Raw genomic sequence first — 23280 nt, 5'->3', positions numbered from 1 at the left:
CAAAGGATATTGGCCCTATAGGGCGATAAAACGGGCGGGAAGATACGTAGGCCGATCACGCCCGCTTCATTTGAGCGCCGACCTTGAACCCGATCCCCTCAAACGAGGCAACAGGGCGGCCGTCTGAGTAGACATCCACGGCATACACTGATGTCCTCTCAGTCTCCGCGACCCTGCGGGCGACCGCCTCAAGCGTCCCCCCTGCTGGCGGAGAGAAGTAGCGGATATGAGCCGAGAGCCCCGTCTCTTCCACCTCATCCAGGTTTCCGGCGATGCCGAAGGCATGGTCAGCGATGGCAAAGATTGCGCCCCCGTGGACTGTGCCGTGACCGTTCTTCATCCCTGCAGTCGGCATCGTCACCCGGACGCACCCATCGGCGATCTCGGTGACCACCATCCCGAGGCGGCGGGCAAACTCGCAGTTATCGGACCGGTGCACCACCTCAGCGAAGATCTCAGGGATAGGTCGTTTGGTCTCCACGCTTACTTATACTCCCGCCGTGAGTAGGTCGCACCGCTTGCCTCGCCGCCGCGAAGAACGATATACAACCACTCCCAGAGCGACTTGATAGTCCCGAACTGCTGGTAGCGCCGCATCGAGAACCCGACCTTCAGGCGGGGATCGAGGTAGACCTTCCCGAGTTTGCGCATCCTCTGCGCGATCTCAAGGTCGTCCCCGGCATCGATGCACCGGTACATCCCGGCCTGGAAGAACGCATCCCGGTCGAAGGCCGTGTTGCACCCGAGCGTGAAGTATATCGTCCGGGTGTAGTAGCCGAAGCGCGAGAAGGCGTTTGCGCCCATGAGTGAGAGCCGGTTGCGGAAGGTATCCTCGATCGGATAGACCGTACCGTAAAGCTGCACGATCTGGCGCTCCGCAAAGTTTCTCTCGATCCGCTCTATCCAGTCTCGGGGAAGGATGCAATCGGCATCCGTCGTGGCGATAATATCGCCTTTTGCGGCCATTGCCCCATCGTTTCGCGCCCCGCCGACCCGCTTGCTCGTCTGGATAAAAACCTTATCCGCAAGAGGCTTGGCCAGTTCCCGGGTCCTGTCTTTCGAGTTTCCGTCGACGACGATGATCTCGTACGTCTCCCTCGGCACCGTCTGGTCGGCAAGGGACCGCAGGCAGCGCTCGATGTTCTGCTCTTCGTTATAGGTTGGAACGACGACGGAGATCATCCCTCGATCAACTCCTTGTATAACTCTTGATGCCGTTTTGCTATAAGCGTGATGTCGTAGCCCTCGGTTGAGGCACGGGCTTTCGCTGCACAGCGTCGGAGGGTTGCATCGTCAGTAAGGAGGTCCTGCGCCTCGCCAACATCGGAGAAAAAGAGGACAGAATCCCCAAATATCTCCCGGAACTCAAAGATATCTCTGGCGATGACCGGGAGACCGGCCGAGAGAGCCTCGACGATCACAAGACCGAACGTCTCGGCATGGGACGGCATGAAGAAGACGTCCGCCCCGCTGTATGCCCGGGAGATGTCATCGATGACCCCGGTGAAGATGACATTCTCATGGCAGTGGGTCTTGAGCATCTGGATCTTCGCATAGTCCTTTGAGAGCGTCCCGTAGGGGAACCCGCCCACCCAGACCCAGGTCATATCAGGGTGCTGGTTGGCAAGTTTGAGGAAGTCATAGATGCCCTTCCGCGGGGTCTGCTGGCCGACGGAGAGGACCACTTTCTGGTCGGGATCGATCCCATACTCATTGCGAAAGAGTCTGCGCTTTTTGTTGTCCCGTTTGAAGTACTCCCGGTCGATGCCGTTTGGAATGAGGGTCTTTGGGATCTCGGGGACGAGCTGCTCGACCTCCCGGTGGCAGGGCTCCGAGATCGTGATGATATGGTCGAATTGCCGGTAGATTTTCGGATATACAGTGTTGATCCTCTTTGCGAAGGCGACATTCCCGTCATTCAGGCGAGGGGTTGAGTGAGCGGTCAGAACCTTTACGCCATTGGTGAACTTCAGGTGATACATCGCCCAGGGCCCGAAGGTATGGTAGTGAGTCAGGTCAAAATCGCCGAGATACTGGTTTCGGGAGACCTCCATATCGGGGAGACGGGCAAGGTGGTTGTACAGCGTCCTTGCAGCCGTTGCGCACCCGATATACCGAAGAAACCGGAAATCTTCGACGAATATATTGACCTTCATCGGTTTGCCCCCACGAAGTCAATCGCGCTCCTGATGCAGCCATCCATGTTAAGGTATTCGAACTGCGAGAACCGGCCGACGAGGTTGATGCCCCGCTCCCGGCAGAACTCCCGGACAATCGCGATGTTTCGGAGGTAATCGATATCATAGACGACGTAGGCGAACTTCTGTCGCTCAAGACCGGTGTAGACGACCGCATCCTTCGAGGGGATTATCCCTGCGGCTACAAGGGAGGTGACGGTATGCTCGATGATCTCGGCATCGGACATCCTCGAGACCGCGTCCCCGTCGTTGTAGGTGATCTCGGCGAGGATCGAGGAGTGGCCCGGGGGAGCGACTTTAGTACTATAGTTTGAGGGGAACGAGATCCGGTTGAAGAGGCCCGTCGCCGGATCGGGGATGTAAAGCCACGAGATATCCGGGACCTCCCCTGCAAGCCCGATGAAGACCGAGCATAGCGAGTTATAGCGGAGGGCGTCGCAGGCCGCCTGTACCTCGGCCGGGACGTCCGCTAGACTGGGGAGCAGGTTCTGGAGCGGGATGGTCGATATCAGGCGGTCGGCGTGGATGACCTCGTTGCCATCGCTGATAGCAAATCCCCCGTCTTCTTCACGGATTGAGGCGACGCGAAACCCTGTCCGGACGGCCGGGAGGATCGGTTCTGCAATGGCCCGGACCAGCGCCTCGATCCCGCCTTCGATCGGGTAGGAGAAGACCGCCTGATGAACATAGCCCTCGGTCTCGATCCCGATGGCTGATTTGATGATATCCTCGACCGGAGGGCGGGGTATGCGCCCCTCAACCCAGTGGTGCGACATCCGATCGGCCGGATAGTTCCAGATTTTCTGATTGTAGGGGAGCATGTAGCACTCGGCAATCCCCCGGCCGAAGGTATAGGTGATCCACTCGGCAAAGTTCGTGGGCGGCGGAACCTCGCCCTTCTCGACGGCGATGAGGTTTTTGACGAACTCGTTGATGCAGAAGAAACGGTCTTCGTCGGGCAGTTGGTAGAGACCGTTCTCGAAGGGATACTTTACGTAGCGGTCTTTATAGAGAATCTTTGTATTCCGCTTTCGTCGATCGGCGTTCTCGCCGAGGACCGAGAGCATGAATGAGAGGACTTCCGTGTCACGGGAGAAGATGATGTGCGAGCCCCCAATGTCAAACGTGAAACCCGACTCACTCCTCGAGCGGCAGAGCCCCCCGATTGTTACATTCTGTTCGAGAACAACCACATCCTCGCCCTGTTCATGGAGCAGGCGGGCCAGCGTAATCCCGGTGAGACCGCCACCCAGTACCGCCGTTTTCACGCTTATAGGGTTTACTGCCGATGCCATATATGGTTGACCATCTGTTCTCCGCGATTGCTGCATATTGGGCTGAAAATTCAGTGAAATTAGGCCGGGAACGCGGGGTGAGTGTTCGGGTGTACCACCGGTTCTGCAGTGGCCGGAGCATGTGCGAGGGTCTGATCTTTGCCAGAACATGGTGGTGATGGCGAGGGGGGCATATCCCACCGGTCGAGATCATGCCGCTGGCCAAATAGAATGGAGCTGACGGCAGCAGAACGAATAGGGATTATGCACGGGGTTCGCTCCCCGCCTGTGCCTGTATATCCGCAACCGTGATCTCCAGGCGCCTGTAGCGCCTCCTCACCTCGGTGCGGCACCCCGCTGGATCCGGCCAGCAATTGCACCATGTTCTGCATCCGCCGCGGCGAGCCGCCGCATCGTCGAGGTTGTGAATAGCGCTTGAACTTGGCTAAAAAAGAAAGCGGGGATGCGTTCCCCCGTCACTGCCGGCGGGCTGCGTCCCGGTCGGCAAACCAGGTCTCTCCGGGGCTTGCGGCCTGTGACGGGAGGGCTGGCGACTGGATGAACCAGCCGGTCCGGGTGCCGTCGAGTACGTCCTCGGAGTTCCGGGCGGTCATGAGGCTGACGACGACCATGGCGAGAAGCGAGCAGATGAGCGCGTAGAGGCTGAAGTGCACGGGGAGCTTCGCCACGAACTGGTGCCAGTAGCCGAAGATGCCGGAAGAGACGAGCCCGACCGCCATGCTCGCGATCGCTCCCTCTCCGGTCGCGCCGCGCCAGTAGAGCCCGGCGAGCAGCGGGACCGCGAACGTCGCGAGCATCACCCCGATGCCCATCCAGATCAGCCAGGCGAGCATCTCAGGAGGATTGATAGCAAGGATGAGTGTACCGCCGGCCCCGAGGACGATCGCGACCTTCGAGACGAGGAGCACCTCTCTGTCGGACGCCGAGGGGCGGAGAATGTTCTTGTAGACGTCCCACGCGAACGAGGTGCCGACGGTGAGCATCAGCCGGTCGGTCGTCGACATCACCGCCGCAAGGACGATCACCGCGAAGAACGCCCAGAGCGCCACGTTCGGTATCGCGTACTCGACGCCGGCGATGAAGGCGAAGTCCTGGGCGTTCACGGAGTCCGGGAGGACGAGCGTCTCCTCCTCAACGAGCGAGCGGACGGCAAATCCGGTGAACTTCACGAGGAACATGATGACCGCGTAGATGGCGAACGCCACAAGGGGCGCCCACTTGAAGTAACGTGCCTCTTTTGCAGCGAGGACGTTGTTGATGACGTGCGGTGCGCAGGCAAGGCCGACCATCAGGAGGATCGCAAACGAGAAGAGGAACTCCGGCGTCGTGTAGGCGTATGAAGCGTAGGCAGTCGGGTACCAGGGCTCGACGAAGTTCGGGTCGATCCCGGTAAGAACTGTGTTGATATGCTCAAGCCCGCCGGCACTCATGATGACCGGCGGCGCCATCAGGAGGACGCCGAGGATCAGGATCCCGCCCTGGAAGAGGGTCGTCCAGGAGACCGCATAGAGCCCGCCGACGACCGTGTAAGCGGTGATGATGACCCCGGCGATGAGGAGCGCCTGCCAGTGCGGGATACCGAAGAGCCAGACCAGCACGATGCTGATCGCGGCGTACTGCCCGACGAGGTAGATCAGCGAGACGACGATCCCGGAGATGGCCGAGAGACCCCGGAGCGCCCGCGGGCTCTCGAACCGTTCGGCGAGATAGTCCTGGACAGTCAGGTAACCCCGCTCTTTTCCAATGGCGTTGAGCTTCACCCCAAAGAAGATGATGCAGAACGAGGCTGCGAGCGGGACAAAGATCTGTTCCCATATCCCCGGCCAGCCTGATGTGTACCCAAAGCCGCTCACACCGAGCAGGGTCATCCCGCTGCAGATCGAGCAGACGATCAGGATCGTGAAGACCCAGAACCCGAGCGATCTGCCTGCGAGGATGTAGTCCTCGGTGTTGTGGATCTTCTTCGAGGCCCAGTTCCCGATGCCGATGAGCACAATAAAGTAGAGCGCGATCAGGACGAGCGTTGCTATATCCGCCATTCAAGCGGCCTCCCTGAACCGGAGGCCCCAGAGGGTGAGCAATACGACGGCAAAGAGAGTCGCACCGCCCACGATGAGGGCCGTATGAGTAGGTAACCCGAAGAACATGCTATGACACTGTGTGGCGTGCTAACATATAACACGATCGCCGGGGAACCGGGAGACTACCCCGATGGATGGTCAGTTCGATCACATCAAAAAAGGAGTCATTTGGAACTCTTAACGGTCTTTGCACCCCGGAGGAGTGCGATCTTACCAGTGCGGACGAGTTCTTTGATGCCGTACTGGCGCAGGAGTTTCTCCAATGCGTCGATCTTCTCCGTATCCCCGGTCACCTGGAGGATCAGGGTCTTTGACCCGACATCCACGACCTGGGCCCGGAAGATATCGGCGATCTGGAGGATCTCGGCACGGGATGTGCCTGATTCAGCAGCAACCTTGATGAGCGCAAGTTCCCGCTCCACGCTCTCGCGCTCCGTCAGGTCCGAGACCTTGATGACGTCGATGAGTTTGTTGGTCTGCTTCATCACCTGCTCGATGACGCGGTCATCACCGTTCACGACAATCGTGATCCGGCTCATGTTGGGCTCCTCGCAGGTCCCGACGGCGAGACTCTCGATATTGAACCCCCTACGCGAGAACATTCCGGCGACCCTGCTCAAGACACCCGCCCGGTTCTCGACAAGGACGCTCAGCGTATGCGATTTCATCCCTGCCTCACCCCGATCATCTCGTTGATGGCGGCACCCGCAGGAACCATGGGGAAGACGTTCTCCTCCCGCTCGATCCTGAAGTCAAGGACGAACGGCCCGTCGGTGGCAAGCGCTGTCTCGAGTGCCTCCCGGACGTCGGCCTTCTCCTCGACCCGGATCCCCTCGACGCCGTAGGCGTTTGCGATCTTCACGAAGTCCACCGGCGGGAGCTCCGTGTAGGAGTAACGGCGGTCGTAGAAGAGCTCCTGCCACTGACGCACCATCCCGAGGTACATGTTGTTCAGGATCACGACCTTGACGGGGATGTTATACTGCGCCACCGTCCCGAGTTCCTGGATATTCATCTGGAAACTCCCGTCGCCTGCAACATCGACGACCGGCGTATCCGGCCGGGCGAAGTGAGCGCCGATGGCTGCCGGGAAGCCGTAGCCCATGGTCCCAAGGCCCCCCGAGGTGATCCAGGTCCGGGGTTTCTTGAAGCAGTAGTAGAGCGCGGTCCACATCTGGTTCTGGCCGACCTCGCTTGTGATGATACCCTCGCCGTTCAAGATGTCGCTGAGTTCCTGGATGACGTACTGCGGGCGAAGGTGGCCGTCATCGCGGTAGCGGAGGGGGTACTGCGTCTTCCAGGCGCTGACCCGACTGACCCAGCCCGCCGTATCACCGCGCTTCTGCATCCGCTGGAGGATCGCCTGGAGGACAGCTTTGACGTCACCCACGATCGGGACATCGACGACCTTGTTCTTCCCGATCTCGGCCGGGTCGATATCGATATGGATGACCGCCGCGTTCGGCGCGAAGGACTCAATCTTGCCCGTCACCCGGTCATCGAACCGGACGCCGATGGCTATCAGGAGGTCGCACTCCGTCACCGCGTAGTTCGCGGGCTGGGTGCCGTGCATCCCGAGCATCCCGAGGTTGAGCGGGTGATCGCCGGGGACGGCGCCGAGCCCCATCAGGGTCGTCGTGATGGGGATCCCTGCCGTCTCGATGAACTGCAGGAGTTCGGCAGATGCCCCCGAGAGGATCACGCCCCCGCCGGCATAGACGAGCGGGCGCTCCGCTCTTGCAATAAGGTCTATCGCCTTGTCGATCTGGCGGATATGCCCCTGATAGGTGGGCTGGTAACCGCGGAGGGAGACTGTCTCCGGGACGGGTTTGCTGTTCCTCACCTCGCTCGTGCTGACGTCTTTGGGGAGATCGATCAGCACCGGACCGGGCCGTCCGGTCCGGGAGATGTAGAAGGCTTCCTGAACGATGCGATCGAGATCGTTGGCATCTTTGACCAGATAGTTGTGCTTCGTCACCGGCATCGTGATCCCGGTGATGTCCGACTCCTGGAACGCATCGTTCCCGAGGAGGCCGGTGGGCACCTGACCGGTGAGCGCCACGATAGGAATGGAGTCCATATACGCCGTCGCGATCCCTGTAACCAGGTTGCACGCGCCGGGGCCGGAGGTGGCAAGGCATACGCCTACGCGGCCGCTTGCACGCGCGTACCCGTCGGCCGCGTGCGCCGCTGCCTGCTCATGCCTTACCAGAATATGCCGGATCGACGAATCGTAGAGTTCATCGTAGATCGGCAACACTACGCCACCGGGGTAGCCGAATATGGTGTCCACCCCTTCACGCTGCAGCGCGTCAATCAGAGTCCTGGCTCCGGTTTTCATGCTCTTCCCTGAGTAGTCTGTTCATTCCGGCGATAACTGCTTCGACGCTGGCCATGATGATGTCGGTCCGGGCACCCCGCGAGGTCACGGTCTTCCCGTTCCTGCTGAGTTTGACCGTTACGTCAACGACGGCATCTGTGCCGCCGGTTATGGCATCCACGCGGTATTCGTCGAGTCTTATGTTTCCGACCGCTGCAACCGATCGCTGGAGCGCGCGGATCGCCGCATCCACCGGCCCGGTCCCGACTGCGGCTCCGGTGATCTCGTCGCCGTGAACCAGCATCGTCACCGAGGCGGTCGGCATCGCGTTGCTCCCCGAGACGATGGTGAACTGGCGCAGTTCGATACAGGGCTTAAACTCGATCTCCATCACCGTATCGGCGATCGCCATGATGTCTGCGTCGGTTATCCGCACTCCGGCATCCCCGATCTGCTTGATCCGGGCAACGATCTCGGCAAGCTGCGCCGCATTCGGGGTATACCCCATGTCATGGAGCGCGGCCTCGACCGCCGCCGACCCCGAGTGCTTCCCGAGGACGATGCGGCGCTTTCGGCCCACCTGCTCCGGCCGGATGGGTTCGTAGGTGCTTGCGTCCCGCATCACCCCGTGGGCATGGATCCCGCTCTCGTGGGTGAAGGCCATCTCTCCGACGATCGGCTTGTTGGTCGGGAGCGGCACCCCGGTCAGCCGGGAGACATGGGTCGAGAGGTGGTAGAGTTCTTCGGTCTTAATCCCGGTATCGACCCCGTAGAGAACCTCGAGCGCCATCACCAGTTCCTCGAGAGAGGTGTTCCCCGCCCGCTCGCCGAGGCCGTTGACGGTGACGTGGGCAGCGGTCGCCCCCGCCCTGAGGGCGGCGACGGTGTTTGCGAGCGCAAACCCCAGGTCGTCGTGGCAGTGGATCGAGAGCGGGGCAAAGCAGAGCGGCGGTATCATCGCGGCCGCCCGCTCGGGGGTGAGGAGCCCGACGGTGTCGCAGAAGCAGAGCCGGTCGGCACCCCGTTCCACTCCTTCGCGGAAGACCTCCGCAAGAAACGCCTGGTCGGCGCGGGACGCGTCCTCCCCGGAGAGTTCGACGATGAGCCCGCGCTCCTTCGCGTACTCGACGGCGCTCCAGGCCATCTCGGAGACCTCGTCGCGGGTCTTTCGAAGCTTCTTGCTGATATGGAGGTCGCTCACCGGTACAACGAGGTGCACAGAGTTGGCACCGGCATCGGCGGCGAGATCGATGTCCCCGGGAAGAGCCCGGACGTAGGTGCAGCACTCGGCCGAAAGCCCGGCGTCGGCGATGGCGCGGATGGATTCGCGCTCCCCGAGAGAGGCGGCCGCAGAGCCGACCTCGATGACGTGTACGCCAACCTCGGCAAGGTGCGTCGCAATCTCAAGCTTTGCGTCCGGCGTGAGAGAGACACCGGGTGTCTGTTCGCCGTCCCGTAAGGTAGTGTCAAAAAAGCGGATCGATTCACCAAATAAAACAATCACTCATAGTGGGTTCCACCGCCATAACATTTGGCGACACCGTTACTTAAATGTTGGGCATTTGGAGGACAAGAAAAAGAAATGAGAGATATTACACCGGCGCCGGGGCGCTCTCATAGAGGAGAGCGAGGTAGCGGGAGGCGAAGATGATAAACGCCGGTGTCAGGAGGAAGAAGAGGAGCCAGCCGATGATCGGGATCAGGGATAGGATGACCTGCGCAACCGTGATGACGACCGTCAGAACGAGGAGAGCGACAAAGACATTGAGCCACCCGATCCTTTTTATGTGTGCAAGGATGGCCCTGAACCTGAAGGCCTCGCGCATCCTCCCCGTGCGGGCGAACCGGACCACCGCAAACGTCGCAAGAATGCCGAGGACGATGACGGCGAGGATACAGATGACGAAGAAGGCGAGAGCCACGAAGATGCCAAGCCCCGGGTCGATGAGCCCGCCGGAGCTCGCCCCCGCCGGGGTCGTTGTCGTCGAGACCGGGGTGAGGTAGAGCACCAGTGGAAGGAGCATGAGGATTATGAGCGGGATCGAGTAGACGATCGATATGACGAGCAGTTTGATGCCGTCGATAAAGAGCCTGATCCAGCCTTCGAACTCGGGTTCAGGCTTTGCGCCGCTCATGACCCGTACGCTGTAGCCGTAGATGAGCGGGAATATGATCGAGGCGATGAGCAGGAGGAACCAGCGGATCCACCTGCCCCAGAGGGCTTCCTTCGTGTAGTCGAAGGAGGCGCTGAGTAGGCGCATGCAATCCATGTGTGTCACCGGATATGACGATAGCGTCCTACTGTTTTGGGGAAAAACATGCCGTTTTGTTCGTAAAAGGTGATGACGGAATGAAAGACTGTTTATAACGGTGAGTGGTTGCAAGTGACCTGCCCCGGCCTGATCGCGGCCCTGCAGGCGGGGAAAAAGAAAGGGTTCCTCCGACTTACATCGGAGCAGATGTCTCTTCGTAAACCAGGGCAAGGTACCGTGCGTAGAAGACGGTAAACGCCACGTTGAGGAAGAGGACGATGAGCCACCCGATCAAGGGTATCATGGAAAGGAGGCCGACCACAAACCCGTAGATGAGTGCGATGATGAGAAGGACGATGACCGCGATGATCCAGGTTCCCCACCCGAGTTTGCCGATGTGCGCAAAGATTGCACCAAAGTTGAACGCCTCACCGAGGCTGTCCGTGTGGGCGAACCGCATGATAGCAAACAGGGCAATGAACGCGAGGATGATCGCGATGAGCGCTGCAAGCAGGGAACCCCCGAGGAGACTCAGCACTGCTGCCGTCGGGTCGCCGCCGGTGGCCTCGTTTGCCGCGGCACTGATGATAGCAAACCCGCCGAATACCGCGAAGATGATGATCGCCGGGAGCATATAGATCAGCGCGATAATGTTCAACTTCCATCCGTCGATGAAGAGTTTGCCCCATCCGTCGACTTCAGGAGCCGGCGTCTTCCCTGCAAGCACCCGCACGGCGTAGCCGTTAAGGAGCGGGACCAGAGAGAGCGTAAGCCCCTGCACGATTGACAGGACCGCCAGGATGACCCACCGCATCCATTTTCCCACCAGGGCATCCTTGGTATACTCAAATGACCTGGAGATTGCAGTTCCGTAGTCCATAGGATTTACCTACGAGTAGATGTGAGAATACTGTATATAAATATGCTGGATTTATCTGGTTAGATATCGTTCGTTTCTGAAGAAGTATGCAGTAATCCTTGTATAATCACTCAAATGCCGAAAGATGATATCCGGACGGGGCTAGAGCGCCCCGGTATGTCCGTTCATGGCGGGGATGCTGGCCTTGGAGCGTGCCTGCCGGGAGCTCCCGGTCAGGCAAAGGGGAGGTTCTGCCTCAAGACTGCGAAGTTCTTACGGAGGAGGGCGATAGATGAACGCCAATTTGAGCGGGATTTCACAAAAAAAAGAGGATTGTTTAGGCAGGTGCTGCCGCGCTGTCATAGATGAGGATGTAGTACCTCGTCACGAATACTGCTGCAAACGGTTCGACGAGGATTGCCGCGACGATGGCACCGATGTTGAATGCCTCTCTGAAACTGTTGGTCCTTGAGAAGCGTATCAGAGTCATCAGAGCGATGATCTGGAAATACAGAGGAGACGCAGTATGTGACCGCAGTCAAAAAAGAATAGATTTTTACGCCGGTGCCGGGGCGCTCTCGTAGATCAGGGTCATATACCGTGCCGCAAAGATCGCCCAGACCGGGAACAGGAACAGTGCGATCAGTCCGCCGATGATCGGGATGAAACTCAGCAAGGCGACGATGACGCCAAAGACAATCCCGACGATCCAGAGGACGATGAGGGCGACGATGTAGTTCACCCAGCCGATCTTTCCGATGTGCTCAAGGATAGCGCCGAAGGCAAATGCCTGGCCCATGCTGTCCTTTCGCGCGAACCGGATCATACCGATCGCCGAGACCAGCGTGATAATGATTCCTACGATGAGCATGACGATGAGTCCGATGCCCAGCGACCCGAGGGCGAGCATGGCGTCTCCGCTGTCAGCTGCCATGAATATCGGCACCATGAAGATGGCCATGACGATGAATATCGGGATGGCATAGATGATCCCGATGATCCAGAGTTTCAGGCCGTCTATGAATGTCTTCACCCAGTTCCCCATCTCGGGAGCCGGCTTCACACCACTATAAATGCGGACCATATATCCCATGATGAGCGGGAATATGATCGTGCTGATGATAAGCAGGATCCACTGGACCCACTTTCCCCAGACTGCGTCTTTTGCATAGCCGAACGAATCGCTCAGCATGTTTCCAACGTCCATAGGTATAACCCCTATGATTTACCCTGAGACAGGATGATATAAAAGTGTTGCCATAGCCCTCTCCATTATGCCAATTTTTATGGAAAATGAGCAATATTTTCGGTTCAAATTGGTCAACTGAGGTGCAGAAAAACTATCCCGAAATCACAGCGAGGTGGCGTTTAGAGCCTAGGACAGGGCGGAAGTTGGGTTGAAGGGATTCTGTAGGCCGTCCCGGTCGCGATCCAGGCGACCCGGCCAGAACTGGCAGCATCGTTCACCAGAGGAGTCTAGTCATCGCCGCAATTCTGTCCTTATTCCTCTCTGGATTTGGTCAGATGTATCATGGATAGTTTGGACGTGCCCTGTACTCTATCACTCTTTATCCCGATCGACTTTCCGGCGGCTCATCGGGAACGTCGATGCATGCACCTCTGCCACAAGGATGAATACCGGCGAGGATACCTCCAGGTTCATTGACTAATTCTTTTCATGAATCGGTAAATGGTGCAGTTCTCCCTGCAGAGGAAGACCGATATTGCACCAAAAAATGTAATCTTATCCCGGCGCCGGGACGCTCTCATAGGCCTCAACAAGATAGCGGGCATGGAAAATGCCGTAGGCCACCCCGAGGAAGAGGTTGATGATCCAGCCGAGGATGGGTATCGAGGTGATGAGCCCGGTTACAACCGCATAGACGAGGCCGATGAGGGCGAGGATGATGACCACAAGGATCCAGGCACCCCATCCTATTCGCCCGATATGAGAGAAGATCGCCCCGAAGCTGAACGCCTGGAAGAATCTCCCCGTGTGGGCAAACCGGACGACGGCAAGCATGGATATGAACGATATAATGATCCAGAGGATGCTTGCGATCACGATCCCGGTGACGGCTGCCGCGACGGCCGATGCCCATACATCGGGGTTATCCAGCCCCTTTGCCGCTATGGCTGAGATGGCTGCAATTCCCCCAAAGACGGCTAGGACCAGGATTACCGGGATCAGGTAGATCAGAGTGATGATGTTCAGCTTCCATCCGTCAACAAAGAGCCTGCCCCACTGGTTCACGTCCGGGGCGGGCCGCCGGCCGGAGAGCACCCGGACAAGGTAGCCGCTGTAGAGCGGGACTAAAAAGAGCGTGAACGTCTGGATGAGCGATAGGATGACCAGGAGCACCCACCGCCACCATTCGCCCCAGAGGGCGTCTTTTGTGTAACGTAACGACCGGGAGATGATACTACCATAGTCCATACCACATCACCTTCGGCCGCAAAGAGGGGGCGGGGAATATAACAGTTTGGAATAACTCAAAAAAAGTGTTTAATGCCGGAAGTGCCGCACACCGGTAAAGACCATCGCGACGTTCAGCCGGTTCGCCGCGTCGATGACCTCCTGATCCCGGATGGAGCCGCCCGGCTGGACGAGCGCCGTTGCGCCCGCCGCCGCCGCGACCTCCAGGGTGTCGGGGAAGGGGAGGAAAGCGTCCGAGGCGACCGCTGAACCGGCAAGGGACTTTCTGGCCTTCTTGACCGCGATCTCTGCGGACTCGACCCGATTCATCTGTCCGGCACCGATCCCGATGACGGCTTTCTCATCCGCAAATATGATGGCATTGCTCTTTGTGTGCTGGCAGACCTTCCAGGCGAGTTGCATCGCCCGCATCTCGTGGGCTGTGGGTTCCCGCTCCGTCACGACCTGCCAGTTCTCCTTATAGGGCTCCGTCCGCTGGACCAGCACGCCGCCGTCGATGCTCCGAACCTCATCCCGCACCACCGGCTCGGGCAGACGGAGCACCCGCATGTTCTCCTTGACCTTCATGATCTCAAGCGCTTCAGGCGTGTAGGACGGGGCGATAACGACCTCGACGAAGGTCTTTGTGAGTTCGCGGGCGACGTCTGCCCCCACCTCTCGGTTCATCGCGACTATCGAGCCGTACGCCGAGACCGGGTCGACCTCCCGCGCAGCGATGTAGGTCTCAAGAAGGTTCTCGCCGGTCGCGACCCCACAGGGGTTGTTATGCTTGACGATGACGACGGCGCACTCCTCGAACTCCCTGAGCAGGCCGACTGCAGCGTCGACGTCAAGGTAATTGTTGTAGGACATCTGCTTTCCCTGGAGGGGTTCCTCCCCGGCGATGCCGGCATCACCATAGACTGCAGCTGCCTGGTGCGGATTCTCACCGTAGCGGAGTGGTCTTCCATTCTTGAACTGAAGAGTGAGGACTTCAGGGAACGGCCGGTCAATGCCGGTGAAGTAATTCGTGATTGCGCCGTCATAAGCCGCTGTCCGGGCGAACGCCTTTGCGGCGAGGGCCAGCCGCTCTTCTGCTGTAAACCCGCCCCGCCGGACGGCATCCGCGACCATGGGATAGTCGGCCGGGTCAACAACGACCGCGACGTACTTATGGTTCTTCGCCGCCGCCCGCACCATTGCCGGACCGCCGATATCGATGTACTCGATGATCTCATCGAGTGTTAACCCCGCATCCTTCATCTTCTCGAAGGGGTAGAGGTTCACCACGACAAGATCGATCGGCTCGATCCCGTACTCCTGCATCACAGCGTCATCGATGCCGCGGCGCCCAAGGATACCTCCGTGGATCTTCGGGTGAAGGGTCTTCACCCGACCGTGCATCATCTCAGGAAACCCGGTGTAGGTGGAAACATCTGTGAACGGAACGCCCGCCTGCTCCAGCGCGGCTCCGGTGCCGCCAGAACTCAGGATCCGATAACCATGCTCTACAAGCGTCTTTGCAAGATCAGCGATGCCTGCTTTATCCCAGACTGACAGCAGTGCCCACTTCATGGTTAACACATGAGCGGGATAGGGAGATATATTTGGCGCCGCCCGCGGATTTGGGGGTATTTCATCCCGCCGGCCTGTATGCGGGGTGAATCAGACGCTATTTAGCCAGAGAGGCTTCAGTTGCCTCATTCGGGACTGCATATCGGTGAAGGAATATTCTCGAAAGAGCGCCCAATCGAAAAATCGACTCATTATAGAACCCAGATTCTTGCCCTATCCACCAATATTATATAGAACTACATTACAATATATTCAAAAACGAGTAGTTTACATCATTCTCAAGCAGGTAAGGCGTATGCAGGAGAATACATCCGAACCAAACGAGAAGCAACAAGATCTCGATGAAACGACGGATGCAGCATCTCCGACGCTTGAAGAGTTGCAGAAGGCGTATGATGACCTTAACGACCGTTATCTGCGCCTTGCGGCAGATTTCGACAACTACCGAAAGCGGATGGCCCGGGAGCTCGACGCTCGTACAACATTTGCCATCGAGGAGTTCGCGGTGGAGTTGCTCGACGTCGTAGACAACTTTGAGCGGGCGGAGAAGGCCGACGGTGCGGGTCTCAAGGAAGGAATGGAGCAGATCAAGAAGCTCTTTATGACCATTCTTGAACGGCATGGGATCAAGCCTATCGAGTGCCGGAACCTTCCTTTTGATCCCGAACGGCATGAGGCTATCGCCTACGTTCCTTCAGAAGCAGAAGAAGGGACCGTGATCGACGAGGTCATCCGTGGGTATTGTATGCAGGATAAGGTCATCAGGTGCTCTAAAGTCGTAGTGTCTAAGGGAATGGAGGAATAAGCAGATGGTTTCAGAGAAAGTCCTTGGCATCGATCTCGGAACAACGAACTCGTGCATGGCAATCATGGAAGGCGGGCGGGCGACCGTCATCGCCAACGCCGAGGGCGGGAGGACTACCCCCTCGGTCGTAGCCTTCACCAAGGAGGGCGAGCGGCTGGTCGGGACCGTCGCAAAGCGGCAGGCGATCACAAACCCAAGCCGTACCATCCAGTCGATCAAGCGCAAGATGGGCACGAGTGAGAAGGTCACGATCGGGGATAAGACCTACACGCCCCAGGAGATCTCTGCGATGATCCTCCAGAAGCTCAAACTGGACGCAGAGGCGTACCTGGGCGAGAAGATAACAAAAGCCGTCATCACAGTTCCCGCATACTTCAACGACGCTCAAAGACAGGCAACCAAGGACGCAGGAACAATCGCCGGTCTCGAGGTGCTCCGGATCATCAACGAGCCGACTGCAAGCGCCCTCGCCTACGGTATTGACAAGGAAGGCGAGTCTACGGTTCTCGTCTACGACCTCGGCGGCGGTACGTTCGATGTCTCCATCCTCCAGCTCGGCGACGGTGTCTTCGAGGTCAAGGCGACCGCAGGGAACAACCACCTTGGCGGTGACGACTTCGATCGGCGGATCATCGACTACCTGGTCGATGAGTTCCAGAAGAAGGAGGGCGTCGACCTCCGCAAGGATCCGGTCGCCATGCAGCGGCTACGGGACGCAGCCGAGAACGCGAAGATCGAACTCTCTACGGTCCAGAAGACCAACATCAACCTCCCCTACATCACCACGACGGATAGCGGGCCCAAGTTCCTCGATATCGATCTTACTCGTGCAAAATTCGAGCAGCTCATCGCCGATCTCGTCGACTCAACCATCGGACCGGTGAAACAGGCGCTCTCTGATGCTAAACTGAGCCCCGGCGATATCGACCACGTCCTTCTTGTCGGCGGATCGACCCGTGTACCGCTCGTGCAGGAGACCGTGAAGAAGATCCTCAACAAGGAGCCCGACAAGGGCATCAACCCCGACGAGTGTGTCGCCCTCGGCGCCGCGATCCAGGGCGGCGTGCTGACCGGCGAGACAAAAGACGTCCTGCTCCTCGACGTGACCCCGCTCTCGCTCGGGATCGAGACGCTCGGCGGTATCGCGACGAAACTGATCGAGCGCAACACCACCATCCCGACGCGCAAGAGCCAGATCTTCTCCACCGCTGCCGACGGCCAGACCTCGGTCGAGATCCACGTCGTGCAAGGCGAGCGGGCGCTCGCAAAGGACAACTTCACTCTGGGTCGGTTCCAGCTCACCGGTATCCCGCCGGCACCACGGGGTATCCCGCAGATCGAGGTCACGTTCGATATCGATGCAAACGGCATCGTCCACGTCTCGGCAAAGGACCTCGGCACGGGCAACGAGCAGTCGATCACCATCAAGCCGCAGGATTCCCGCCCCTCCGAGTCCGAGATCCAGCGGATGATTGATGAGGCAAAGAAATACGAGGAAGAGGACAAGAAGAAGCGCGAGGAGATTGATCTTCGGAACACCGCCGACACCGCGATCTTCACCGCCGAGCGGGCCATAAAGGACGCCGGGGACTCAATCGACGCTTCGGAGAAGGAGAAGATCGAGACTGCGATTGCCGACCTCAAGAAGGCTCTTGAGGGTGACGATCTTGAGGCCATCAAGCAGAAGATGGATCTCCTGACCGAAGCGGTATATGCGGTCACGACAAAGATGTACCAGAAAGCCCAGGCCGCCGCCCAGGAGCAGAAAGCGGCGGGAAGCGGCGCAAAGAAGGATGATAACGTCGTTGATGCCGATTACGAAGTCAAAGAGTGAGGTCGATGGGTCCGGACAGCTACTATGATATCCTCGGCGTCGCGAGAGACGCCGACGAGAAGGAGATCAGGAAAGCGTACCGGGACCTGGCACGAAAGTATCACCCCGATGTCTGCAAGGAGCCGGGGGCCGAGGAGCGGTTCAAGAAGATCAACGAGGCCTACAGCGTCCTCTCCGACGCCCAGAAGCGCGCTCAGTATGACCGGATGGGGCATGAAGCCTATAGCAACGCGTCCCGCGGTTCGTACTCCGGCGGCGGCTACTCCGGCGGGTTCAGCGCCGACTTCTCGGGGTTCGGTGACATCTTCGATGCGTTCTTCGGCGGCGGATTCGGCGGGGGCAGGCAGAGCGGCCCCCGCCCCGGCGCCGACCTCCTGATGAATATGCGCATCACGCTTGAGGAGGCGGTGTTCGGAACGGAGAAGGAGATCTCCGTCGATCATGTCGAGCCCTGCCCTGTCTGCGATGGAACGGGGAGCGAGACGAGGAAGTTCACCACCTGCCCGACGTGCGGCGGAAGCGGACAGATGCGCCAGATGAGCCAGTCCATCTTCGGGAGTTTCGTCCGGATGACACCTTGCACCGCCTGCGGGGGACGGGGGAGGATGCCCGAGGCCCGGTGCAAGACCTGTGGCGGGAGCGGGCACCGGCGCGCCCGGCAGACTGTGAAGGTCCGTGTCCCGCCGGGCGTGGACACGGGCATGCGCCTCCGGATGGAAGGTTACGGCGACGCCGGAGAGTACGGTGCGCCGCCGGGGGATCTCTACATCGAGATCAGTGTTGCGCCGCATAAGTCGTTCGTCAGGCGGGGTGACGACCTGGAGACGACCGTCGATATCACCCCGGCCCAGGCGGCGCTGGGCTCCGAGGTCGAGATCAAGACGATCGACGGGCGGACGGTCGTATTGAGTATTCCGGCCGGTGTGCAGCACAACACCGGGTTAAAGATTGCAGGCGAGGGTGTGCGGTGGCAGACGAAGCCCGGCGATATGCTGGTGCGGGTGCACATCGTCGTCCCCACACGCCTGACAGACGAAGAGCGCGATCTCTATGGGCGCCTCCTTGAGATTGAGGGGAAGAGGCGCCCCGCAAAGAAGAGCAAAGGCTTCTTCCAGGACGTCGTCGACAAGATGAAAGAGTCGGTGAAGTAAAGGGGGACCTCCCTTTACCGACGATCCCGTTTCTTCTCGAACCACTACATAATCCTGCAGTGTCCGCCGCCCCGTTTTGCGAAGTACTGCTGATGATACTCTTCGGCACGCCAGAACGTCCCGGCGGGCTCGATCGCGGTGACGATAGGGCGCCCAAACCTACCCGAGCGTTTCATCTCCTCTTTTGAGGCCCGTGCCTCCGCTTCCTGCTCCGGGGTGTGGTAGAAGATCACCGACCGGTACTGCTCACCGATATCGGGGCCCTGCCGGTTCGGCGTGGTCGGGTCGTGAACGTTCCAAAAGACTGTGAGGAGATCGCGGTATGAGACCTCGTCAGGATCGTAGGTCACCTGGACGACCTCCGCGTGCCCGGTTCTCCCGGTGCAGACGTCACGATATGTCGGGTTCTCGAGGGTGCCGCCCATGAACCCCACCGCCGTATCGACGACGCCGGGCACGCGCCGGAACGTCTCCTCGACGCCCCAGAAACACCCTGCGCCGAAGGTAGCCTTCTCGGTACGTTTCTGTGCCATGGCAGTCCCGCCTTTCGGTCGACGTTTGGAAAAAAGTATCGATGCCCCGGGGAGTTGGGCATACCCTTATTTTTGGCAGGTCCAACGTACTCGTATGTTCTCTGATTCAGACGCTGTTAAGATGGTTGCCGGATTGATGGCGCTGTCTGCACGCACAGCCCCGAAAGCACGCGGGATCGACGTCATCAAGACGATGGTCGTCGCCGGCGAGGAACTGAATACGCTTGCAGAAGCTATGCGAAAGTTAGGCAAGCAGTACAACGCGGCGTTCATCATCAGGGATGCGGAGAACGTCGCGTCAAGCGACGCGTGCCTTCTTGTCGGGTCGATCTACAACGACGCCGTAGGTCTCGACTGCGGCGCGTGCGGCTACGCAACCTGCGCGGAGATGCTTGCCGCACAGAAGCAACCGCAGGCCGCCCCCTTCCGCGGCCCGAACTGCGCTGTTCGGATGGCTGATCTCGGGATCGCCATCGGTTCTGCGGTGAAGACCGCAAGCATCCACAACGTCGACAACCGGGTCATGTACTCGGCCGGGATCGGCGCTCTCGCGCTCGGGTGGCTGGACGGCTGCGGCGTCGCCTACGGCATTCCGCTCCGGGCATCAGGAAAGAATATCTTCTTTGACCGCGCACACTAACTGCAACATGCCCACCATGAAGATCCGGGGAGGGGATCTGGATCTCGTCGAGTACGAGTTCACCTCCTTCTCACCCGGCGAGCATATCCGCCCGTGCGGACTCATGAAAGACTACCGGCTCACGCCGGTCTCCGGGACCGTCGTCGTCCGCGCTCCAGCGCGGATCCACCTCACCGTGCTCGACATGAACCGGTTCTCCCCGGACCGCCCCGGAGGCGGCGGGATCGGCTTTGCGATCGGGGTCTACTGTACCGCCGAGGTCGAATGCACAAAGTCCGGTATCGAGATCGACTATGCTCGTGAGCCGATCATTCGGCATTTTGTGGAAGTCTTCCGGAAGGTCGTCGGTTATGAGGGCGGTTTTAGGATCCGTGCACGCGACCACCAGCACGAGCACGTGGGACTCGGATCGACGAGCACCATCCTGGTCGCCGTCGCGAACGCCCTCAATACCGCAGTGGGTTCGCCGCTGAGCCGCGACCAGCTCAGGGTCCTCATCGGCAGCAACTACGTCGAGGAGACGGAGATCGGGAATGTCGCGTTCGGGTTCGAGACCGGTGTCGGGCCGGCCGCGAGCACGTACGGCGGTATGGCGGTGATGGGCGATGAACTGACGCTTATCTACCGGCATGCGTTTGCCGATGGCAAAAAGGTCTACATCGTCATTCCGACCTCCACGACCTCATCGGCGGGGGAGAAGGAGTTCGATCTCCTGATGAACAAAGCGCGGACTCTCGACTACCGTGACCGCGAACTGAAGTCCTACCTCATCCTGATGGACCTCATCCCGGCGCTGGAGCGGGGAGATCTCGCAAAGATCGGCGACGTCATCTGGGAGATCGAGTTCCGCGGCTCAAAGCGCGCAGAGGTGGAGCACCACGGGTTTGAGATCTACCGATACATGGCGGCGCTCCGGGACGCCGGCCTCGAGTTCGTCGGAATGAGTTCGGTCGGCCCCTCCATTGCGGTCATCACCGACCGCCCCGAGGAGGAGGTGACGGAGATCCTGGAGAAGGCCGGCCTCCGGGTCGCGATTGCGACGACGGTCGACAACGAGGGGTTACAGATCCGGGTGGAAGAAAAGAGGGGTTGAGAGGCCACCCCTCCTTCTGCTCAATACTCGCCTTGTAAAAATATCCTGTTCAGATGCTGTTCTTCCGCCAATCGTACTCCCCGCTCGCGATCCGCTCCATGACGGTCTCCCCGATGGCGGCGAGCCGGCTCCCGGCGAAATACCCCGACGAGACGCTCGCACCTCCAGTCGATGAGAGCATATACACCTTCCCCCGCGCAACACCGAAGTGTCGGGCGAGCGGGCCTCTTGTGATCCGGACCATCTGCACCTTGTCGTAGTTCATCACGACGGTCTCGCGGTCGACGGCGCCGTTCACGAAGACAAAAAGGTCGCTGCCGGCGCCGAACCTGGTGATCCGGTACGAGACATGGGTCGCGTAGAAGATCGCGAGGATGGCAAGCGCCGTGGCAAGGGGCAGCGCGAACGGGAGGACGGTCCCGGCGAACCCATCCATGGTTCTCGTCTCGCGGTAAATCCAGATCGATGGATAGATCAACGCCGCGGCGAGCGCGAGAGAGGCTATAGCCGCCCGGATCAGGAGCACGCTCCGTGCACCCTCGGGCTGCTTCTCCAGGCTCGTCTTGTGCATAAACTCCGGCACCAGTTCCTCAAGGAGCCGCTGCTGCGTCGCATCGTCCTTCAAGAGACAGAGGATGGGACGGAGGCTCTCCCCGCTCCCAGACGCGAGCCCCACTACTTCGGCCTCAATGCACGACCGGTGCATGAGCCTGGCGATAAGCGTCTGTTTTACCCGGATGGCATTGACCCTCGAGACTTCAAACGATGTCTTGTAGGTTCGGAGCAGACCGTGCTCCAGGTATATCGTCTCGCCCCGGCGGTAGACCCGGTAGTTGTAATAGCGGAGTATGAGCGATATCGACGGTCCTACCTGGACCGCAACGAAGATCAGCAGGGAGATGAGAGCCTTACCGTCGGCCCCAAACCCCGTGCCCATAGAGGTATACAGTTCAAAGACCGAGTAAGCCAGGAAGAGCGAGCCGACGAAGGTCTGGTAGGTCGAGACGCTGAAGAGGCCGTGGATGATCACATCCACCGGTGAGAAGGATACGAGGGGCTCAACTGCCTTGTCCTCGTCCGGTGCGATCTCCTGGCCGTAGAGATGCTCCGATATCGTGGACCGCAACTCGTCCGCCAGATCCCGGCGAAACGTCAGGACCGCTTCCGGGACTGTTGCGCTGCTGCCGGAGTTGATGTTGATCTGCAGCCTCGAGGTTCCAAAGAGCCTGTTTATGATGCCCCGGTTCACGTTGACCGATGCAATCTTTGTATAGGGGAGGGTCTTCTTCATCTTAAAGAGAGTGTCCCTCTCCACTACGATCTCTGCTTCATTGAACCGGATTGTCGTCAGCTTCCACTGTCTGTAGTAAAAGAGCAGCAGCGCGACGATTGCGGCCAAAAGGACGGCCGCTACTGGAGTCCCTTCAAACCGTGTAACGAGGAACGCGAGGAGCACGACTCCCGAGAGCGACCTCTCCACGATGATGCTTGGGTGGCATCTGATCTTCTCGCCGGGCACGACCATATGTTCAGTCACCTGCAGGCCCGGAGAGCGAGGCCGGGGTCGCCGATAGTCTCTCCCTGAGCATCCTTCCAACCAGGCTGTTTAACAGTTCAGCAACCCGCTCCGCCTCTTCGACCTCGAGGTAACTCAACGTTGCAACGCCGCCGGCGGTGGTTATGGTGACCTCCGCAAGGCCAAGGATGCTGTTGATCGGGCCTCGAGAGATCTCCACCTGGTGCACCCGCTCGATCGGCACCAGGATGTGGCGCAGCACGAGGACCCCTGAGCGCACGTCAATCCGGTCGTCGGTGATCCGGTAGCGGTAGCGGACGTAGAAGACCGGCGGAGCCGCCATCGTGTAGACCAGGACGATCGCAAGGAGCACGGTAAAGGCATACATGACGGGCTCATAATAAAAGCCCAAGAACCCCTGCGCATGGGATCTCACAAGGATATAGGCTGCAAGGAGGAGGAGATACAGTGTGGCATGACCGATGTACATCGAGAGCATGCACTTCCAGTTCAGCCGCCGGTAACCGTTCGCGGCTGAATTCGTCCCGGAAGCCGGGGATCCCTCATCGGCTGGAGTTCGTCTGCTCACCAAGCCGGGATACGTCATGGTTAATGTAATGCCGTTCTGCTCACTTTAACCTATGTCCGAGATGGCGTGCATTTCTGGGAGCGCCGGATAATTTTACCGGAAATTCTCCGGCAGAAAAAAGGT

22 protein-coding genes are annotated in these 23280 nt (G+C 59.4%); 5 read left to right on the top strand and 17 right to left on the bottom strand.

The window, feature by feature from the left end; all coding sequences use genetic code 11:
• Nucleotides 1-55: 55 nt before the first annotated feature.
• From ACI94_RS07935 to purH, 14 genes are all read right to left on the bottom strand, one after another.
• Nucleotides 56-481, bottom strand: a complete 426-nt coding sequence (locus ACI94_RS07935) for a PaaI family thioesterase (RefSeq protein WP_066958842.1) — start codon at nucleotides 479-481, stop codon at nucleotides 56-58.
• A 2-nt stretch (nucleotides 482-483) separates the two neighbouring features.
• Nucleotides 484-1182, bottom strand: a complete 699-nt coding sequence (locus ACI94_RS07930) for a glycosyltransferase family 2 protein (protein WP_066958841.1) — start codon at nucleotides 1180-1182, stop codon at nucleotides 484-486.
• Nucleotides 1179-2156, bottom strand: coding sequence for a glycosyltransferase family 4 protein (locus ACI94_RS07925; RefSeq protein ID WP_066958840.1), 978 nt, complete (start codon nucleotides 2154-2156; stop codon nucleotides 1179-1181). Before ACI94_RS07925 ends, ACI94_RS07930 begins: the two co-directional genes overlap by 4 nt.
• Complete coding sequence (locus tag ACI94_RS07920; protein WP_224732846.1) at nucleotides 2153-3466, bottom strand: NAD(P)/FAD-dependent oxidoreductase; 1314 nt, start codon at nucleotides 3464-3466, stop codon at nucleotides 2153-2155. The genes ACI94_RS07925 and ACI94_RS07920 overlap by 4 nt, the downstream gene beginning before the upstream one ends.
• A gap of 482 nt (nucleotides 3467-3948) precedes the next feature.
• A complete protein-coding gene (locus ACI94_RS07915) occupies nucleotides 3949-5532 on the bottom strand; it encodes a sodium:solute symporter (RefSeq protein ID WP_286681286.1) in 1584 nt (527 codons plus the stop codon).
• Nucleotides 5533-5738: 206 nt separating this feature from the next.
• Complete coding sequence (ilvN, locus tag ACI94_RS07910) at nucleotides 5739-6242, bottom strand: acetolactate synthase small subunit (protein ID WP_066958837.1); 504 nt, start codon at nucleotides 6240-6242, stop codon at nucleotides 5739-5741.
• The gene (gene ilvB / locus ACI94_RS07905; RefSeq protein ID WP_066958836.1) at nucleotides 6239-7915 is read right to left on the bottom strand and encodes a biosynthetic-type acetolactate synthase large subunit; all 1677 of its coding nucleotides are present in this window, start codon (nucleotides 7913-7915) and stop codon (nucleotides 6239-6241) included. The genes ilvN and ilvB overlap by 4 nt, the downstream gene beginning before the upstream one ends.
• On the bottom strand, nucleotides 7887-9398 hold the full coding sequence (locus ACI94_RS07900) for a 2-isopropylmalate synthase (protein WP_286681285.1): 1512 nt from the start codon (nucleotides 9396-9398) through the stop codon (nucleotides 7887-7889). Before ACI94_RS07900 ends, ilvB begins: the two co-directional genes overlap by 29 nt.
• Before the next feature lie 88 nt (nucleotides 9399-9486).
• On the bottom strand, nucleotides 9487-10164 hold the full coding sequence (locus ACI94_RS07895) for a DUF4013 domain-containing protein (protein WP_066958834.1): 678 nt from the start codon (nucleotides 10162-10164) through the stop codon (nucleotides 9487-9489).
• Between the two features lie 175 nt (nucleotides 10165-10339).
• On the bottom strand, nucleotides 10340-11026 hold the full coding sequence (locus tag ACI94_RS07890; RefSeq protein ID WP_066958833.1) for a DUF4013 domain-containing protein: 687 nt from the start codon (nucleotides 11024-11026) through the stop codon (nucleotides 10340-10342).
• 316 nt (nucleotides 11027-11342) lie between these two features.
• Nucleotides 11343-11507 (bottom strand): hypothetical protein, encoded by a 165-nt coding sequence (locus ACI94_RS07885; RefSeq protein WP_263478269.1) that lies wholly within the window; start codon nucleotides 11505-11507, stop codon nucleotides 11343-11345.
• Between the two features lie 54 nt (nucleotides 11508-11561).
• Nucleotides 11562-12212: a DUF4013 domain-containing protein gene (locus ACI94_RS07880; protein ID WP_286681284.1), complete on the bottom strand. Its 651-nt coding sequence runs from the start codon at nucleotides 12210-12212 to the stop codon at nucleotides 11562-11564.
• Between the two features lie 537 nt (nucleotides 12213-12749).
• Nucleotides 12750-13442, bottom strand: coding sequence for a DUF4013 domain-containing protein (locus ACI94_RS07875; protein ID WP_066958831.1), 693 nt, complete (start codon nucleotides 13440-13442; stop codon nucleotides 12750-12752).
• 69 nt (nucleotides 13443-13511) lie between these two features.
• A complete protein-coding gene (gene purH, locus ACI94_RS07870) occupies nucleotides 13512-14996 on the bottom strand; it encodes a bifunctional phosphoribosylaminoimidazolecarboxamide formyltransferase/IMP cyclohydrolase (protein WP_066958830.1) in 1485 nt (494 codons plus the stop codon).
• Between the two features lie 295 nt (nucleotides 14997-15291).
• On the opposite strand from purH, the gene ACI94_RS07865 reads away from it, so the two are divergent.
• From ACI94_RS07865 to dnaJ, 3 genes are read left to right on the top strand one after another with little or no spacing between them, the layout of a single operon-like run.
• The gene (locus ACI94_RS07865; RefSeq protein WP_066958829.1) at nucleotides 15292-15801 is read left to right on the top strand and encodes a nucleotide exchange factor GrpE; all 510 of its coding nucleotides are present in this window, start codon (nucleotides 15292-15294) and stop codon (nucleotides 15799-15801) included.
• 4 nt (nucleotides 15802-15805) lie between these two features.
• Nucleotides 15806-17635, top strand: a complete 1830-nt coding sequence (dnaK, locus tag ACI94_RS07860) for a molecular chaperone DnaK (RefSeq protein WP_066958828.1) — start codon at nucleotides 15806-15808, stop codon at nucleotides 17633-17635.
• A 5-nt stretch (nucleotides 17636-17640) separates the two neighbouring features.
• Nucleotides 17641-18786, top strand: a complete 1146-nt coding sequence (dnaJ, locus tag ACI94_RS07855; protein ID WP_066958827.1) for a molecular chaperone DnaJ — start codon at nucleotides 17641-17643, stop codon at nucleotides 18784-18786.
• Nucleotides 18787-18830: 44 nt separating this feature from the next.
• On the opposite strand, the gene msrA is transcribed toward dnaJ, so the two are convergent.
• Complete coding sequence (gene msrA, locus ACI94_RS07850; RefSeq protein ID WP_273259063.1) at nucleotides 18831-19319, bottom strand: peptide-methionine (S)-S-oxide reductase MsrA; 489 nt, start codon at nucleotides 19317-19319, stop codon at nucleotides 18831-18833.
• Nucleotides 19320-19413: 94 nt separating this feature from the next.
• On the opposite strand from msrA, the gene ACI94_RS07845 reads away from it, so the two are divergent.
• Both ACI94_RS07845 and ACI94_RS07840 read left to right on the top strand, forming a co-directional pair.
• On the top strand, nucleotides 19414-19959 hold the full coding sequence (locus ACI94_RS07845) for a ferredoxin domain-containing protein (protein ID WP_066958879.1): 546 nt from the start codon (nucleotides 19414-19416) through the stop codon (nucleotides 19957-19959).
• A 7-nt stretch (nucleotides 19960-19966) separates the two neighbouring features.
• Complete coding sequence (locus ACI94_RS07840) at nucleotides 19967-21052, top strand: GHMP kinase (RefSeq protein WP_286681283.1); 1086 nt, start codon at nucleotides 19967-19969, stop codon at nucleotides 21050-21052.
• Between the two features lie 49 nt (nucleotides 21053-21101).
• On the opposite strand, the gene ACI94_RS07835 is transcribed toward ACI94_RS07840, so the two are convergent.
• A complete protein-coding gene (locus ACI94_RS07835) occupies nucleotides 21102-22577 on the bottom strand; it encodes a PH domain-containing protein (protein WP_286681282.1) in 1476 nt (491 codons plus the stop codon).
• A gap of 4 nt (nucleotides 22578-22581) precedes the next feature.
• Nucleotides 22582-23175, bottom strand: a complete 594-nt coding sequence (locus ACI94_RS07830; RefSeq protein WP_066955492.1) for a PH domain-containing protein — start codon at nucleotides 23173-23175, stop codon at nucleotides 22582-22584.
• Nucleotides 23176-23280 lie beyond the last annotated feature (105 nt).

Source organism: Methanoculleus sp. DTU007 (genome assembly GCF_001512385.1).
GTDB classification, from domain to species: Archaea; Halobacteriota; Methanomicrobia; order Methanomicrobiales; family Methanoculleaceae; genus Methanoculleus; species Methanoculleus thermophilus.
The sequence above is the reverse complement of the archived record's forward strand: the minus strand, read 5'-3'. Positions and strand labels throughout refer to the sequence as shown.

What these genes read in the sequence shown, in the direction of transcription:
- ACI94_RS07930 (WP_066958841.1), bottom strand. Translation starts at nt 1,182, where the DNA reads ATGATCTCCGTCGTCGTTCCAACCTATAACGAAGAGCAGAACATCGAG.
- ACI94_RS07925 (WP_066958840.1), bottom strand. Translation starts at nt 2,156, where the DNA reads ATGAAGGTCAATATATTCGTCGAAGATTTCCGGTTTCTTCGGTATATC.
- ACI94_RS07915 (WP_286681286.1), bottom strand. Translation starts at nt 5,532, where the DNA reads ATGGCGGATATAGCAACGCTCGTCCTGATCGCGCTCTACTTTATTGTG.
- ilvN (WP_066958837.1), bottom strand. Translation starts at nt 6,242, where the DNA reads ATGAAATCGCATACGCTGAGCGTCCTTGTCGAGAACCGGGCGGGTGTC.
- ilvB (WP_066958836.1), bottom strand. Translation starts at nt 7,915, where the DNA reads ATGAAAACCGGAGCCAGGACTCTGATTGACGCGCTGCAGCGTGAAGGG.
- ACI94_RS07895 (WP_066958834.1), bottom strand. Translation starts at nt 10,164, where the DNA reads ATGGATTGCATGCGCCTACTCAGCGCCTCCTTCGACTACACGAAGGAA.
- ACI94_RS07890 (WP_066958833.1), bottom strand. Translation starts at nt 11,026, where the DNA reads ATGGACTACGGAACTGCAATCTCCAGGTCATTTGAGTATACCAAGGAT.
- ACI94_RS07880 (WP_286681284.1), bottom strand. Translation starts at nt 12,212, where the DNA reads ATGGACGTTGGAAACATGCTGAGCGATTCGTTCGGCTATGCAAAAGAC.
- ACI94_RS07875 (WP_066958831.1), bottom strand. Translation starts at nt 13,442, where the DNA reads ATGGACTATGGTAGTATCATCTCCCGGTCGTTACGTTACACAAAAGAC.
- purH (WP_066958830.1), bottom strand. Translation starts at nt 14,996, where the DNA reads ATGAAGTGGGCACTGCTGTCAGTCTGGGATAAAGCAGGCATCGCTGAT.
- ACI94_RS07865 (WP_066958829.1), top strand. Translation starts at nt 15,292, where the DNA reads ATGCAGGAGAATACATCCGAACCAAACGAGAAGCAACAAGATCTCGAT.
- dnaK (WP_066958828.1), top strand. Translation starts at nt 15,806, where the DNA reads ATGGTTTCAGAGAAAGTCCTTGGCATCGATCTCGGAACAACGAACTCG.
- dnaJ (WP_066958827.1), top strand. Translation starts at nt 17,641, where the DNA reads ATGGGTCCGGACAGCTACTATGATATCCTCGGCGTCGCGAGAGACGCC.
- msrA (WP_273259063.1), bottom strand. Translation starts at nt 19,319, where the DNA reads ATGGCACAGAAACGTACCGAGAAGGCTACCTTCGGCGCAGGGTGTTTC.
- ACI94_RS07845 (WP_066958879.1), top strand. Translation starts at nt 19,414, where the DNA reads ATGTTCTCTGATTCAGACGCTGTTAAGATGGTTGCCGGATTGATGGCG.
- ACI94_RS07840 (WP_286681283.1), top strand. Translation starts at nt 19,967, where the DNA reads ATGCCCACCATGAAGATCCGGGGAGGGGATCTGGATCTCGTCGAGTAC.
- ACI94_RS07835 (WP_286681282.1), bottom strand. Translation starts at nt 22,577, where the DNA reads ATGGTCGTGCCCGGCGAGAAGATCAGATGCCACCCAAGCATCATCGTG.
- ACI94_RS07830 (WP_066955492.1), bottom strand. Translation starts at nt 23,175, where the DNA reads ATGACGTATCCCGGCTTGGTGAGCAGACGAACTCCAGCCGATGAGGGA.